The sequence below is a fragment of the Kineococcus halophytocola genome, assembly GCF_041276425.1.
Lineage (GTDB): Bacteria > Actinomycetota > Actinomycetes > Actinomycetales > Kineococcaceae > Kineococcus > Kineococcus halophytocola.
Genome location: NZ_JBGFTU010000003.1, coordinates 194121 through 209388 on the forward strand (window position 1 = coordinate 194121; position 15268 = coordinate 209388).

Here is a 15268-nt window from a genome sequence, read left to right on the forward strand (position 1 = left end):
GATCAGGACTCTTCGGCCGGCGCGTCGGCGGCGGGGGCCTCGGCCGGCGCGGACGCCTGCTTGGCCGCACCACCGGCGGGGATGCGCGGGGGCTTGGTGTTGGCGCTCGGGGTCCGGTAGGTGCCCTCGGCACCGGGCAGGCCCTTGAACTTCTGCCAGTCGCCCGTGACCTTCAGCAGCGCGGCGACCTGCTCGGTCGGCTGGGCGCCGACACCGAGCCAGTACTGGACGCGCTCGGACTTGACCTCGATCGTCGAGGGGTCCGTCATCGGGTTGTACAGGCCGACCTCTTCGATCGCCCGACCGTCGCGCTTGTTGCGCGAGTCGGCGATGACGATGCGGTAGAACGGCGCGCGGATCTGGCCCATGCGCTTGAGGCGAATCTTGACAGCCACGGTGTGGGGTGTCTCCCGGTTCTGGAGTGGCGAACGGACCGCTCCGGTGTGGGGACGCCGGGACGGGCGGTTCAGGGACGCGCGCACCCCGGGTGAGAGGGTCCCTGGGCGAGCGAGTGCCCGACCATCATGCCAGAGGTCGCGCACCGGCCACGACACGGCCGCGCAGCACCACCCGCGGGCCGTGCAGGACCCCCAGGTCCGCGCGCGGGTCGCCGTCCAGCACGAGGAGGTCGGCGCTCGCCCCCTCCTGCAGGCCCGGGTGACCCAGCCAGCGCCGCGCGGCCCACACCCCGGCGTCCAGGGCCTGCACCCGGCTCAGCCCGGCGGCGGTGAGCTCGTGCAGCTCCTGGACGACGAGGCCGTGCGGCAGCACGCTGCCGGCGTCGGTGCCGGCGAAGACGGGCACGCCCGCGGCGTGCAGGGCGGCGACGGTCTCGTACCGGCGCGCGTGCAGGGCGCGCATGTGCGCGGCGTAGGTGGGGAACTTCGCCTCCCCCCGGTCGGCGATGCCCGGGAAGGTCGCGATGTTCACCAGGGTCGGCACGACGGCGACCCCGGCGGCCGCCAGCCGCGCCAGGTGCTCCTCCCCCAGCCCCGTGCCGTGCTCGATCCCGTCGACCCCGGCGGCGAGCAGGTCCTCGACCCCGTCCTGCCCGAACTGGTGGACGGTGACGCGCGCCCCCAGCTCGTGCGCGGCGGCGACCCCGGCGGCCAGCACGTCGGCGGGCCAGCACGGGGCGAGGTCACCGGTGGTCCGGTCGATCCAGTCGCCCACGAGCTTGACCCAGCCGTCGCCGCGGCGGGCCTGCACGCGGACGTGCTCGACGAGGTCCTCGGGTTCGATCTCGTGGGCCAGGCCCCGCAGGTAACGGCGGGTGCGGGCCAGGTGCCGGCCGGCGCGGACGATGCGCGGCAGGTCGCGGGCCTCGTCCATCCAGCGCGTCTCCGAGGCCGAGCCCGCGTCGCGCAGCAGCAGGGCCCCGGCGTCGCGGTCGGCCAGGGCCTGCGCCCGGGCCACGTCGTCCTCGACCTGCCCGTGCGGACCGATGCCGACGTGGCAGTGCGCGTCGACCAGGCCGGGCAGCACCCACCCGTCCAGGCGCGTCGTCGAGGCCGCCGCCGGACGGTCGAACGTCAGCCGCCCGTCGAGGATCCACGCCTGCGGGGCGACCTCCTCGGGGCCGAGGAGGAGGGGCCCGGTGAGGTGGATGACCGGGGTCACCGGCGGGTCACTGACCCAGGTACTTGTCGAAGCCCTTCGGCAGGTTCAGGTCGGCCGGGTCGAACCCCTTGGAGGCGTCGGGCAGGCCGAAGGCCGACCCCGGCTGCGCCGCGGCGCGCTCGGCGGCCGCCTTCTGCTCGGCGGCGCGCTTGGCGGGGTTGCCGCTCTTGCCCTTCTTGCCCTTCGACGCCGCGATGCGGGCCTTCTGCTTCTTCGAGGCCCCCGCGCCCGGGCCACCGGGCATCCCCGGGATGCCGGGCAGCCCACCCCCGCCGAGGCCGTTCTTCAGCGAGCGCATCATCTTCTGGGCCTGCCCGAAGCGTTCGAGCATGTCGTTGACGGCCGAGACGGACTGCCCGCACCCGGCGGCCACGCGGGCCCGGCGCGAACCGTTCATGATGCGCGGCTGGCGCCGTTCCAGCGGGGTCATCGAGCGCACCATCGCCTCGATGCGGTCGAACTCGCGCTCGTCGAAGGCGTCGAGCTGCTGACGCATCTGGGCCATGCCCGGCAGCATCCCCAGCATCTTCTTCAGCGAGCCCATGTTCCGGACCGCCTGCAGCTGCTGCAGGAAGTCGTCGAGGGTGAAGTCCTCGTCGGCGGCGAACTTCGCGGCCATGGCCTGGGCCTGGTCGGCGTCGAACGCCTTCTCGGCCTGCTCGATGAGGGAGAGCACGTCGCCCATGTCGAGGATGCGCGAGGCCATCCGGTCGGGGTGGAACGGCTCGAACTCGTCGAGCTTCTCGCCGGTGGAGGCGAACATGACGGGCTGGCCGGTGACGTGGCGCACCGACAGGGCCGCCCCGCCGCGGGCGTCGCCGTCGAGCTTGGTGAGGACGACCCCGTCGAAGCCGACGCCGTCGCGGAACGCCTCGGCGGTGGCCACGGCGTCCTGGCCGATCATGGCGTCCAGGACGAACAGGACCTCGTCGGGCGTCACGGCGGCCCGGATGTCGATGGCCTGCTGCATCATCTCGGCGTCCACGCCGGTGCGGCCGGCGGTGTCGACGACGACGACGTCGTAGTGGTGGCGCCTGGCGTGCTCGATGCCGCGCTGGGCCACCGAGACCGGGTCGCCCACGCCGTTGCCCGGCTCGGGGGCGAACACGTCGACCCCGGCGCGCTCACCGGTGATCTGCAGCTGGTTGACGGCGTTGGGGCGCTGCAGGTCGCAGGCCACCAGCAGCGGGCGGTTGCCGTTGCCCTTGAGCCAGCGGCCGAGCTTGCCGGCCAGCGTCGTCTTCCCCGCGCCCTGCAGGCCGGCGAGCATGATGACCGTCGGCGGGTTCTTGGCGAACCGCAGCCGGCGGGTCTCCCCGCCGAGGATGCCGACGAGCTCCTCGTTGACGATCTTGACGACCTGCTGGGCCGGGTTGAGGTGCCCCACGACCTCCGCGCCGGTCGCGCGCTCGCGGATGCGGGTGGTGAAGTCGCGCACCACGGGCAGGGCGACGTCGGCGTCGAGCAGCGCGCGGCGGATCTCCCGCACGGTCGCGTCGACGTCGGCTTCGGTCAGCCGCCCCTTGCCGCGCAGCGACTTGAACGTGGCGGTGAGGCGGTCGGAGAGCGTGGCGAACACGCCCCCACCTTAACCGGCGGGCCGCCCCGGCCCCGGCACCTCCGCCGCGTCCGAGAGGGCCTGGATGGCCATGGCCACCTGCGGCGGGGACAGCCGCTGCCCCGTCGGCCCGGCGAGGTAGAGCACGTCGACGGCCTGCGCGGCGTAGGTGGCGACGTGCGCGGAGCGGATGTCGATGCCCTCGGTGGCCAGCGCCCGGCCCAGGGCGTGCAGCAGCCCGGGCCGGTCGGCGCAGCGCACCTCCAGGACGGTGGCGCGGTCGCTGGCCCCGGGCAGGATCACCACCCGCGGGTGGGCCACGAGGGACCGCGGGCCGGTGGGCCGGCCGGTCTGGGCGTCGCGGGCCGCGAGCCGCTCCAGCAGCGCCACGTCCCCGCCGACGATGCGCTCCAGGCCCTGGCGCAGCAGCTCCGGCGAGGGCGCCTCGCCCGTGGGCGACTCCACCCACCAGGAGTCCACGGCCACCCCCTCCAGCGTGCGCACCAGCGCCGAGCGCACGAGGAAGCGGTGCCCGGCGAGCAGGCCGGCCAGGTCGGCGAACAGCCCGGTGCGGTCGGGGGTGACGACGGTGACGACGAAGAAGCCGTCGACCTCGCGCACGTCGACGCGGGTCCGCCCGTCCGCGGCGGTGGCGGCGGCCAGCTCCTGCTCGGCGGTGTCGAAGGGGGCCGGGCCCGGGGCCTGCTCCCCCGCCAGCGACGTCGTGGCCCGGGCCAGCAGCCCGTCGACGAGCCGGGCCCGCCACGGCGACCAGGCGGCCGGGCCGGCGGCGCGGGCGTCGGCCTCGGTCAGGGCGCGCAGCAGGTGCAGCGTCTCCAGCCGCCCGTCGACCGCCTCGACGAGGGACGCCACCGTCTGCGGGTCGTCGGGGTCGCGGCGGGTGGCGAGGTCGACGAGGGTCAGGTGCTCGGCCACCAGGCGCCCGACGACCTCCACGTCGGCGGGGGCGAACCCGGCGCGGGCGGCGACCGCGCGGGCCAGGGGGGCGCCGGTGCGGGAGTGGTCCTGCGTCCCGGGCAGCTTGCCGAGGTCGTGCGTCAGCGCGGCCAGCAGCAGCAGGTCGGGGCGTTCGACCTCGCGCAGGAACGGGCCGGCGGCCACGGCGGTCTCGATGAGGTGGCGGTCGACGGTCCAGCGGTGCACCGCGTTGCGCTGGGGGCGGTTGCGGATCCCCGTCCACTCCGGCAGCCAGCGCTCGACGAGGCCGACCATGTCCAGGGACTCCCACACCGGCACCTGCGCGGGGCCGGCGGCGAGCAGTTCCAGCAGGGCCTCGCGGGCGGGGGCCGGCCAGGGCTCGGGCAGGGGCGGGCAGGTGGTGAGGAGGTGGTCCAGGGTCACCGGCGACAGCGGCAGGCCCGAGCGGACGGCGGTGGCGGCCGCGCGCAGCGGCAGCACGGGGTCCTCGGCGGGGCTGACCCCGGCCCCGAGGACGACCTCGCCGTCGTGCTCGACCAGGCCGTGACCCAGGGAGCGCAACCGGGGGCGCTTGCCCTGGGCGCGGAAGCGGCGCGCGGGCACCGACTGGCGGGCCCGGCGGGTCGTGAGGTCGACGGCCGCGGAGATCGTGCGGGCGGCCTGGGCGAGCGCGGCCAGCAGCAGGTCGGCGTCGGCGAACCCGCAGACGACCGCGACGGCGTCCTGCTCGGCGAGCACGAGCCGGTCCCCGGGACGGCCCGAGGAGGTCTGCAGGCCGTCGCGGACGTCAAGCAGGAGGGTGTGGGCCTCGTCGACGGCGCCGTGCGGGCGGTCGGTGAGCCAGCTCGCGGCCAGCGCGCGCAGCGTCACCACGTCGCGCAGCCCGCCGCGGGCCTCCTTCAGGTCCGGTTCGAGCAGGTAGGCCAGTTCCCCGGCGCGCGCGGCCCGCTCGGCCAGGGAGTCCAGGACCTGCGGCAGCCGGCGCCGGGCCCCGGCCCGCCAGTCGTCCAGCAGGTGCCCGCGGGTGCGGGCGACCAGGCCGCCGTCACCGGCGATGACCCGCAGGTCGAGCAGACCGGTCGCGGCGGCCAGGTCGACGGCGGCCACCTCGCGGCACCCCTTGGCGGTGCGGACCGAGTGGTCCAGACGCAACCCGTTGTCCCACAACGGGTACCAGATGCGGTCGGCCAGGGCGGCGACGTCGTCGCGACCCAGGGCCCGGCCGTCGTGCAGCAGGACGAGGTCGACGTCGCTGGCCGGGCCGGCGTCGCGGCGGGCCAGGGACCCGACGCAGGCCAGCGCGACCCCGCACCCCTCCCCCGCACCCCCCGCCAGGGGGCCGTCCGGGCCGTCGAGGGGTCCGACGGCCCGGTCCCACACGTCGCGCAACCGGGACTCCACGAGCTGGACCAGCTCGGCGCGCCGGTGCGGGCCGGGCCGGCCGGCCCGCACCGCCAGCGCGAGTCGCTCGGTGCGCAGGTCCGCGCTCAGCGCGGACCTGCCACGTCGGCGTCCACGGGGTGACCTCCAGGAACGGGTGGGTGCGGGAGACGTGCGGGGACGTGCGGGGGGTCTCAGAGCGCGTCGGGACCGTGCTCGCCGGTGCGGACCCGGACGACGTCCTCGACCGGCTGCGTCCAGACCTTGCCGTCCCCGATGCGCCCGGTCTGGGCGCTCTTGACGACGACCTCCACGACGTCGCGGGCGTCCACGTCGTCGACGAGGACCTCCACGCGCACCTTGGGCACGAGGTCGACGGTGTACTCCGCGCCCCGGTAGACCTCGGTGTGCCCGCGCTGGCGGCCGTACCCGGAGGACTCCGAGATCGTCAGGCCCTGGATGCCGTACGCTTCCAGCGCCGACTTCACGTCGTCGAGCTTGTGGGGCTTGATGATCGCGGTGATGAGCTTCATGCGGAGACCTCCGAGTTCCCGGTGGAGTGGCGGGCGTCGATCGGGCGGGCCGGGGACCCGGCCACCCGGCCGCCGCCGGCGGTGAGGGTGCCCCAGTCGTAGCCGGACTCGGCGTGCTCGGCCTGGTCGATGCCGGCGACCTCGTCGTCCTCGGGGAGGCGGAAGCCCATCGTCTTCTGGATGACCGTGGCGATGACCCAGGTCAGGACGAAGGAGAAGACCAGGACCGCGAGCGCCCCGACGACCTGGCGCCACAGCTGGTCCACGCCGCCGCCGAAGAACAGGCCGTCGACACCGGCGGGGGTGGTGGCCGACCCGAGGAAGCCGATGGCGATGGTGCCCCACAGGCCACCGACGAGGTGGACGCCGACGACGTCGAGGGAGTCGTCGTAGCCGAGCTTGTACTTCAGGCCCACGGCCAGGGCGCACAGGACGCCAGCGACGGCGCCCAGGACGATGGCCATCGCCGGGCTCACGGCGTTGCAGGCGGGGGTGATGGCGACGAGCCCGGCCACCGCGCCCGAGGCGCCGCCGAGGGAGGTGGCGTGACCGTCGCGGATCTTCTCGGTGAGCAGCCAGCCCAGGATCGCGGCCGAGGTCGCGACGATCGTGTTGACGAAGGCGATAGCGGCGGTGTTGCCCGCCGACAGGGCGGACCCGGCGTTGAACCCGAACCACCCGAACCACAGCAGACCCGCGCCGAGCATGACCAGGGGGAGGTTGTGCGGGCGCATCGGCTCGCGGCCGAACCCGCGGCGCTTGCCCAGGACCAGGGCCAGGGCCAGGCCCGCGGCGCCGGCGTTGATGTGGACCGCGGTGCCCCCGGCGAAGTCGAGGGCCAGCAGGTCGTTGGCGATCCAGCCGCCGACCACGTCGTCACCGTCGAAGGCGAACACCCAGTGCGCGACGGGGAAGTAGACCAGGGTGGCCCAGACGCCGGCGAAGACCATCCAGGCGCCGAACCTGGCGCGGTCGGCGATCGCCCCGGAGATGAGGGCGACGGTGATGATGGCGAACACGGCCTGGAAGGCGACGAAGGCCATGACCGGGTAGGCCGCCGAGGTGTCCTCGCCGAGCATCCCCGACAGGCCGAAGTACTCGAACGGGTTGCCGAGCAGGCCGGCACCGACGTCGTCGCCGAAGGCGATCGAGTAGCCGTACAGCACCCACAGGACGCCGATGAGAGCCAGGGCGCCGAAGCTCATCATCATCATGTTGAGCACGCTCTTGGCGCGGACCATGCCGCCGTAGAAGAGCGCGAGGCCGGGAGTCATGAGCAGCACGAGCGCCGCGCTGATGAGGATCCAGGCGGTGTCACCTGAGTTCAGGGCCGAGTCCATGGGCGAGGTGGCCTTCCGCTGGGCCGGCGTGCCGGCGAGGGAGGGGGACGGGAACGCGACCACCGTGACCTGCCGGCGTTACAGCCCTTCGCGCGGTGTGTTTCGGGCGTGTGACGGCGCGGGCCCGCGCGTGAACATCACGTGACGGCCGGCCTCAGCTCAGCAGCGCGTCGACGAACGCCTCCGGCTCGAACGGGGCCAGGTCGTCGGCCCCCTCCCCGAGCCCGATGAGCTTGACCGGCACGCCGAGGGACTGCTGGACGGCCACGACGATGCCGCCCTTGGCGGTCCCGTCGAGCTTGGTCAGCACGATGCCGGTGACGTCGACGACCTCGGAGAACACCGCGGCCTGGCGCAGCCCGTTCTGGCCGGTGGTGGCGTCCAGGACCAGCAGGACCTCGTCGACGGGGCCGTGGCGCTCCACGACGCGCTTGACCTTGCCCAGCTCGTCCATGAGCCCGACCTTGTTCTGCAGCCGGCCGGCGGTGTCGATGATGACGACGTCCACCTCGGCCTCGGCGCCCTGCTTGACGGCGTCGAAGGCGACGGCCGCGGGGTCGGCGCCGTCGCGGTCGCTGCGCACGGTGGTCACGCCGACGCGGTCGCCCCAGGTGGCCAGCTGCTCGGCCGCGGCGGCGCGGAAGGTGTCGGCCGCCCCGAGCACCACGTCCTTGTCCTGGGCGACCAGGAGGCGGGCCAGCTTGCCGACCGTCGTCGTCTTCCCGGTGCCGTTGACGCCGACGACCATGACGACGGCGGGGCGCTCGCCCTGGCGCTGCGTGGCCAGCGTGCGGTCGGTGCCCGGGCCGACGGCGGCGAGCAGCTCCTCGCGCAGCAGCTCGCGCAGGTGGGCGGGGTCGCGGGTGCCCAGGACCTTCACGCGCTCGCGCAGCGCCTCCACGATGCGCGTCGTGGGGTCGACCCCGAGGTCGGCGAGCAGGAGGGTGTCCTCGACCTCCTCCCACGTCGCCTCGTCGAGGGTGTCGCGCGAGAGCAGGGCCAGCAGCCCCTGGCCCAGGGCGGAGTTGGAGCGGGCCAGGCGCTCGCGCAGCCGGACCAGGCGGCCACCGACGGGGGCGGGCCGCTCCAGGACCGGTCCCTGCGGCAGGTCGACGTCCTCGACGGTGCGGGTGGCGCTGTCGCGCGGGACCTCGGCGTCGTCCCCGACCCCCGGCAGCGGCTCCTCGCCCTCGCCCCGGTCCCTCAGGCCCGACTGCTGCCCCGGGCGGGGCGGCAGCGAGCGGCGACGGCGGCGCGGGCGCACCAGGCCGACCAGCGCGCCCACGCCCGCCAGGGCGATGACGGCGATGAGGCCGATGACGATCTCGACTGTCTCCACGAGCCCAGATCTTCCCAGACGGGGCGGGCGGCGCCCGCCCGGTCTCAGCGGGCGCGGGCGGCCCGGTGCTCGTCGCGCTCGCCGCGGCGCTGGGCCTCCAGGCGCGCGGCGACCTGGGTCCGCACCTCGTGGACGAGCCGGTCGCGGTGCTGGCGCAGCACGGGCACGAGCCGGGCGGCACCGGCGTCGATGCGGGCCATCGTGCGGCTGCCGCGACGGCGCAGGCTCGGGGCCGCCACGGTCAGCAGGACGACGACGGCCAGGCCGACCGTCACCGCGAACGTCACCAGCAGGGTCGTCAGGACCACGGGAGCACCACCCACGACGTCGGCACCGGGACCAGGTTCGGAGCTGGTCCCCGGTGGAGCTTCATCACGCGACCACTGTGCCCCTCGGGCCCCGCGGGCACCACACGGCACGCGCCGTCGTCATCTCTCCGTGACCGGATGCTCACCTCTGCGTCACCGGCGCGACGCCGGTCACACCGCCGCGGGGTCGGCGTCGGGCACCTCGGACGGGACGGGCGGCCGTCCCTCGCGCAGCCGCTGGCTGACCACGGTGCTGATCCCGTCCCCGCGCATCGTCACCCCGTACAGGGCGTCGGCGATCTGCATGGTGCGCTTCTGGTGGGTGATGACGATGAGCTGGCTCGTCGCCCGCAGCTCCTCGAACAGGGTGATCAGCCGCGACAGGTTCGCGTCGTCGAGCGCGGCCTCGACCTCGTCGAGGACGTAGAACGGGCTGGGGCGGGCCCGGAAGATCGAGACGAGCATGGCCACCGCGGCGAGCGAGCGCTCCCCGCCGGACAGCAGCGACAGGCGCTTGACCTTCTTGCCCGCCGGCCGGGCCTCCACCTCGATGCCCGTGGTGAGCATGTCGGAGGGGTCGGTGAGGACGAGCCGGCCCTCCCCGCCGGGGAACAGCCGCGGGAAGACCTCCTCGTACTGCTGCGCGACCTCGGCGAACGCCTCGGAGAAGACCCGCTCCACGCGCTCGTCGACCTCCTTGACGATGTCGAGCAGGTCCTTGCGGGACTTCTTCAGGTCGTCGGACTGGGTGACGAGGAACTGGTGGCGCTCCTCCATCGCCGCGTACTCCTCCAGCGCCAGCGGGTTCACCTGGCCGAGCTGGCCCAGCGCCCGTTCGGCGGAGCGGCGCCGCTTGTCCTGCTCGGCGCGCACGTAGGGCCGAGGCTCCGGCGCCGTCTCCGGTTCGGGGTCCCCGGGGGCCGGCGGGGAGGGCGGGACGGGCTGGTGCGGGCCGAACTCCTCCACGAGGACGTCGGGGTCGGTGCCCAGCTCCTCCAGGGACCGCTGGCGCAGCTGGTCGATCGTCCACCGCTGCTGGGCGCGGGCGACCTCGTCGGCGTGGCGGGTGTCCCCGAGCCGCTGCTGCTCGGTCTTGAGGGACTCCACGGCGCGCCGGGCGGTGCCCACCTGCTCCTCGAAGGTGGCGCGGGCGGCCTCGGCGGCCTCCCGCAGCCGGGCGGCCTGGGCCTGGGAGGACTCCCACGCCGCGAGCGCCGTGGCGGCCCCCTCCTGCACGGTCGCCGCCACGCGCGACTGCTCGGCCCGCCGGGCGCGGCGGGCCGCGGCGCGCTCGCGGGCGGCGAGCTCCTCGGTGGCCTGCCGCTGGAGGGCGTCGGCGCGCCCGGCCAGGGCCCGGGCGCGCTCCTCGACGGTGCGCAGCGCGAGCCGGGCCTCGGTCTCGGTGCTCCCGAACCCGCGGGCGACCTCGGCCAGGCGGTCCCGCTCGTCGGTGGAGACGTCCCCCTCGTCCTCGCCCTGCACCGCGCCGGCCGCCTCGAACCGCTCGGACAGCTCGGCCAGCTCGGCGCGGTCGGCCTCCAGCCGGGCCCCGACCTGCTCGCGGGTGGCGCGCACCCGGTCCGCCTCGGCCGCGGCCGCGCGGGCCGCGGACCCGAGCTGACCGAGCTGCTCGGCGACGGCGTTCATCCGCGCGTCGGAGTCGTGCAGCCGGTCCAGGGCCGCCTCGACGCGCTCGGCCGCCGCGGCGCGGGCGGTCTGCGCCTCCTCCAGCGCGTCCTGCGCCCGCTGCGCGCGGCCCTCGGCGGCCGACAGCGCGTCGGTGGCCTCGTCGACGGCGGCCTGCACCTGCAGCAGGCTCGGCGCCGACGACGAGCCGCCCGCGGCGACGTGGGCGCCGACGACGTCGCCCTCGCGCGTCACCGCGAGGAGGTCCGGCCGCGACCGCGCGACGTGCTGCGCGGCGGGGAGGTCCTCGACGACGACGACGTGACCCAGCAGCCGGGCCAGGGCCGCGCGCAGCTCGGCGGGCGCGGTGACCAGCGACAGGGCCGCGCGGGCCCCGGCCGGCACGAGGAGCCCGGCGTCGGCGGGACCGGGCGAGGCGACGACCATCCCGGCCCGGCCGGCGTCCTGGCCCTTGAGGTGCTCGATGGCGGCGACGGCGTCGGCCGGGCTCGCGACGGCGACCGCGTCGGCGCTGGACCCGAGCGCGGCGGCGATCGCCTGCTCCCAGCCGGGTTCGACGCTCAGCAGCGCCGCGACCGAGCCCAGGACCCCGGAGACGGCCGGGCCGGCGGCCAGCAGGGCCCCGGCGCCGTCCTTGCGGGTCAGCCCGATCTCCAGGGCCTCCTTGCGGGCGGCCCACGTCGCGCGCTCGCGTTCGGCGGCCTGCACCTCGGTGCGGGCCTGCTCGTGGGCGGTCTCGGCGGCCTGCAGCGCCTGCGCCGCCGCCTCGTGCTCGGCGTCCAGGCCCTCCTCGCCCTCCTCCACGCCGGCGACCTGCGTCTCCAGCGCGGTGAACGCCGCCTGCGCCTCCTCCCGGCGCCGCTCGGCGTCGGCCAGGGAGGCGGACAGGCGCTCGCGCTCGGCCTCGGCGGACTCCACGCGGCTGGTGCGGGCGGCGACCTGCCCGCCCAGGCGGGCCAGCCCCTCGCGGCGGTCGGCGGCGGCGCGCAGCGCGGTCGCGACCCGCTGGTCCTCGGCGCGGGCGGCCCGGTCGGCCTCGGCGCGGGCGGCCAGGACCTCCTGCAGCGCGGTCCGGCGCTCGGCGACCTGCCCGGCCAGCTCGGCCTCCTCGGCGCGGACGCGGTCGGCGTGGGCGGCCAGCTCCTCGGGGTCGCGCCGGCCGGTCTGCTCCTCGGTCTCGCCCGCCAGCAGCCGGGACCGCTCGGCGGCCAGGGCCTGCACCCCGCGCAACCGCTCGGCGAGGGCCTGGAGGCGGTGGTGGGTCTCCACGGCGCGGGCCAGGTCCGGGGCCGCGGCGGCCGCGGCCCGCTCGGCGGCCTGCAACCGGGCCGAGGCCTCCCCCAGGTCGGCCTCGACCCGGGCCTGGCGCGCCTTGAGGGCGGCCTCGTCGGCCTCGTCGCGCTGCAGGGAGCTGCTGGCCTGGACGAGGTCGTCGGCCAGCAGCCGCAGCCGCGCGTCGCGCAGGTCGGCCTGGACCACCTGGGCGCGGCGGGCGGCCTCGGCCTGGCGGCCCAGGGGCTTGAGCTGGCGGCGGATCTCGGTGACGAGGTCAGCCACCCGCGTGAGGTTGGCCTCCATCGCGTCGAGCTTGCGCAGCGCCTTCTCCTTGCGGCGCCGGTGCTTCAGGACCCCGGCGGCCTCCTCGATGAACGCGCGGCGCTCCTCGGGGGAGGCGTGCAGGACCGCGTCGATCTGGCCCTGGCCGACGATCACGTGCATCTCGCGGCCGATGCCGGAGTCGGACAGCAGTTCCTGCACGTCGAGCAGGCGGCAGGTCTGGCCGTTGATCGCGTACTCGGACCCACCGGTGCGGAACATCGTCCGGGTGATCGTCACCTCGGCGAACTCGATGGGCAGCGCCCCGTCGGAGTTGTCGATCGTCAGGCTCACCTCGGCGCGCCCGAGCGCGGAGCGTCCCTCCGGGCCGGTGGTGCCGGCGAAGATGACGTCCTCCATCTTCCCGCCGCGCAGGCTCTTGGCGCTGCTCTCCCCCATGACCCAGGTCAGGGCGTCCAGGACGTTCGACTTGCCCGAGCCGTTGGGGCCGACCACGCACGTGATCCCCGGCTGCAGCCGCAGCGTCGTCGCGGAGGCGAACGACTTGAACCCCTTGAGGGTGAGGGTCTTCAGGTGCACGGGGTCAGAGCCTAACGAGGCGGAGGCCGTGCCCGGCCGAGGTGAGCCGCCCCGGCGGGGCGTGCCGGCCGGGCCCGCGGGCGGGGGGCGCGGTCATCACGGTCCGGAATGACCGTCGGGACGACACGCGGTGCGCTCGGCGGGTGACCGTCAGGCGTTGTAGAACGGTCGCAGACCTCGACGAGCCCCGGAAGGACCCCTGTGCCGACCCGCCCCGCCGGTCGTACCCGCTCCACCCACCCCGCCCGCCCGCCCCGCCCGGCCCCCCGGGCCCTGCCCCGGTCCCGCACGGCGCTGCGCACCCTCCTGCCGGCCGGTCCCACCGGCCCCACCGGAGCGGGGCCCCGGCCCACCGACGAGGTGCCCCTGCGCCTGCTGGTGACGCTGGCCCTGCTGTGCGCGATCGGCCCCCTGGCCGTGGACGCGTACCTGCCGACGTTCCCGGACCTGGCCACGGACCTGTCCGCCAGCGCGGCCCGCGTCCAGCTGACCCTGACGACGTTCATGCTCGGGATGGCCGTCGGCCAGCTCGTCCTGGGTCCCCTGTCCGACCGGCTCGGCCGCCGCCGCCTGCTGCTGGCCGGCACGTTCGTGACGTTCCTGGCCGGCCTGGCCTGCACCCTGACGCCCTCGATCGGCGTGCTCGTCGTCGCCCGCCTCGTCCAGGGCGTGGCCGGGGCCGCCGGGGTGGTCATCGGCCGCGCCGTCGTCGCCGACATCGCCACCGGCCGGGCCGCGGCCCGGGCCTTCTCCACCCTCGGCGTCATCGGCGGGGTGGCCCCCGTCGTGGCCCCGCTGCTCGGCGGCCTCATCGCCGGGCACGGCGGCTGGCGCGGGATCTTCGCCGTCACCGCCGTCGCCGCGCTCGTCATGGTCGTCGCGGCCTGGTTCGTCGTGCCCGAGACGCTGCCCGCCGAGCACCGCCACGGCGGCGGGGCGCGCGAGGTGGCCCGCACCGCACGCGCCGTGCTGTCCCGGCGCGGCTACGTCGGCTACGTCGGCACCCTCGTCCTGGTGTTCGGGACCGTGTTCTCCTACGTGTCGGCCTCGCCGTTCGTCCTGCAGAACGTCGTGGGCCTCTCGACCGGGACGTACTCCCTCGTCTTCGCCGTCAACGCCCTGGGGATCGCCGCCGGGGGCGCGGTCTCCACCCGGGCCCTGCGCCGGTTCGACCCCGCCCAGGTCCTGACGACCGGGGTGCTCCTGCAGCTCGGCTGCGCCGCCGGGTTGTTCACCACCGTCCTGGCCTTCGACGCCTGGACCCCCGCCGTGCTCGTCCTGCTGTGGTTCACGGTGTTCAGCGTCGGCCTCGTCTTCGGCAACGCCACGGCGCTCGCGATCGAGCAGGTGCGCTTCGCCTCCGGCACCGGGTCCGCGCTGCAGGGGGCGCTGCAGTTCACCGTGGGCGCGCTGGTCTCCCCGCTCGTCGGCCTGGCCGGTGAGCACTCCGCGGTGCCGATGGTGACGATGATGCTGACGTGCACCGGGCTGGCCGCGGTGATGCTGTTCCTCGTGGCCGGCCCCGCGCGCCGGGCGCGGACCGGGGCCTGACCCCGGTCCTACCGGGTCCCGAACCCCGCAACGCCCTCGGCCGGGCCCCAGTGGTCACCGACGCGGGTGACCCGGCCGGGGCGGTCGTGCCGGGAGGGGTCGGCGCGCAGCCGGGACAGCAACTGCCGCAGAGCCTCGCGCTCGCCCTCGGCGATCACCTCCACCCGGCCGTCGGGGGTGTTCTCCGCGCTGCCGGCCAGCCCGAGCTCCTCGGCCTGCCGCTGGGTCCACCAGCGGAAGCCGACCCCCTGGACGTGGCCGGTGACGAGGGCGGTGAGGCGTTCCACGCCGGGAGCCCAGGGCCGCCCGGCCCGGGCGCGTGCCCGGGCCTCACTCCTGGCGCGGCACCACGGGTGAGGGCGTGGCCGGGGGCGCCGCCTCCACCGCCAGGGTGCCGGCCCCGGCGACCAGGGCGCTCACCCGCAGGTAGCGCGCACCGCCGACCGGCGGCACGAGGGCCCCGCCGACCGGGGAGCCGAACGGCACCGCCGTCGAGCCCCCGGGGCAGGTGCCCATCCCCGTCCAGGGGACCGCGCACAGGGCACCGCTGACCACCAGGCCGTTGCCCGAGGTCAGCCGGTAGACGACCGACGCGGGCCGGCGCGTGCCGGTGGCGGCCACGGTGAAGTGCTGCGCGCCGAGGAGGGTGCCGTTGACCACCACCGGCGGGCCGGGCACGTGGGGCGGGGCGGTGGCGGTGGTGACCACGACGCCCCAGGACGCGGAGGTGAGCGCGCCGGTGGCCGTCGCGCCCGCCGGCAGCGGCGCGGCCCGCGCACCGGGGGCGCACCACAGCAGACCCGCGAGCAGACCCGCGAGCAGACCCGCGAGCAGCCCCGTGGGGCGGCGCAGCCCGAGGAGGGACCGGTGGCCCGGCATGGCCCCTGGGTCCTCCTCTCCGGTGGTGCGCCCCGCGG

General features: G+C 76.0%; 12 protein-coding genes. 1 reads left to right on the forward strand and 11 read right to left on the reverse strand.

Translation table 11 applies throughout. From position 1 onward, the window contains the following. Positions 1-2 precede the first annotated feature (2 nt). The 9 genes from rpsP to smc form a co-directional block, all read right to left on the reverse strand. The gene (gene rpsP / locus AB2L27_RS03865) at positions 3-395 is read right to left on the reverse strand and encodes a 30S ribosomal protein S16 (protein WP_370440144.1); all 393 of its coding nucleotides are present in this window, start codon (positions 393-395) and stop codon (positions 3-5) included. A 127-nt stretch (positions 396-522) separates the two neighbouring features. Beyond that, entirely contained in the window at positions 523-1620 is a 1098-nt protein-coding gene (locus AB2L27_RS03870) for an amidohydrolase family protein (protein WP_370440145.1), read from the reverse strand. 7 nt (positions 1621-1627) lie between these two features. After that, on the reverse strand, positions 1628-3199 hold the full coding sequence (gene ffh / locus AB2L27_RS03875) for a signal recognition particle protein (RefSeq protein WP_370440146.1): 1572 nt from the start codon (positions 3197-3199) through the stop codon (positions 1628-1630). Positions 3200-3208: 9 nt separating this feature from the next. Continuing rightward, positions 3209-5608, reverse strand: a complete 2400-nt coding sequence (locus AB2L27_RS03880) for a [protein-PII] uridylyltransferase (protein WP_370440199.1) — start codon at positions 5606-5608, stop codon at positions 3209-3211. Between the two features lie 83 nt (positions 5609-5691). Continuing rightward, positions 5692-6030, reverse strand: a complete 339-nt coding sequence (locus AB2L27_RS03885) for a P-II family nitrogen regulator (RefSeq protein ID WP_370440147.1) — start codon at positions 6028-6030, stop codon at positions 5692-5694. Next, the gene (locus tag AB2L27_RS03890; protein ID WP_370440200.1) at positions 6027-7358 is read right to left on the reverse strand and encodes an ammonium transporter; all 1332 of its coding nucleotides are present in this window, start codon (positions 7356-7358) and stop codon (positions 6027-6029) included. Before AB2L27_RS03890 ends, AB2L27_RS03885 begins: the two co-directional genes overlap by 4 nt. Positions 7359-7524: 166 nt before the next feature. Next, a complete protein-coding gene (gene ftsY, locus AB2L27_RS03895; RefSeq protein ID WP_370440148.1) occupies positions 7525-8709 on the reverse strand; it encodes a signal recognition particle-docking protein FtsY in 1185 nt (394 codons plus the stop codon). Between the two features lie 44 nt (positions 8710-8753). Continuing rightward, positions 8754-9017 (reverse strand): hypothetical protein, encoded by a 264-nt coding sequence (locus AB2L27_RS03900; protein ID WP_370440149.1) that lies wholly within the window; start codon positions 9015-9017, stop codon positions 8754-8756. Between the two features lie 171 nt (positions 9018-9188). Next, a complete protein-coding gene (gene smc / locus AB2L27_RS03905) occupies positions 9189-12800 on the reverse strand; it encodes a chromosome segregation protein SMC (RefSeq protein ID WP_370440150.1) in 3612 nt (1203 codons plus the stop codon). A 372-nt stretch (positions 12801-13172) separates the two neighbouring features. On the opposite strand from smc, the gene AB2L27_RS03910 reads away from it, so the two are divergent. Further along, positions 13173-14351 carry a multidrug effflux MFS transporter gene (locus AB2L27_RS03910; RefSeq protein WP_370440201.1) on the forward strand — a complete coding sequence of 393 codons (1179 nt, stop codon included), beginning with the start codon at positions 13173-13175 and terminating at the stop codon, positions 14349-14351. Positions 14352-14359: 8 nt separating this feature from the next. Here the strand turns inward: AB2L27_RS03910 and AB2L27_RS03915 are convergent, their stop codons facing one another. Next, positions 14360-14638 (reverse strand): acylphosphatase, encoded by a 279-nt coding sequence (locus AB2L27_RS03915; RefSeq protein WP_370440151.1) that lies wholly within the window; start codon positions 14636-14638, stop codon positions 14360-14362. A 43-nt stretch (positions 14639-14681) separates the two neighbouring features. After that, entirely contained in the window at positions 14682-15230 is a 549-nt protein-coding gene (locus AB2L27_RS03920; RefSeq protein ID WP_370440152.1) for a hypothetical protein, read from the reverse strand. Between the last annotated feature and the right edge of the window lie 38 nt (positions 15231-15268).

Bases quoted from the DNA above. Each gene is read 5' to 3' on its own strand.
- AB2L27_RS03885 (WP_370440147.1), bottom strand. From the start codon at position 6,030: ATGAAGCTCATCACCGCGATCATCAAGCCCCACAAGCTCGACGACGTG.
- AB2L27_RS03920 (WP_370440152.1), bottom strand. From the start codon at position 15,230: ATGCCGGGCCACCGGTCCCTCCTCGGGCTGCGCCGCCCCACGGGGCTG.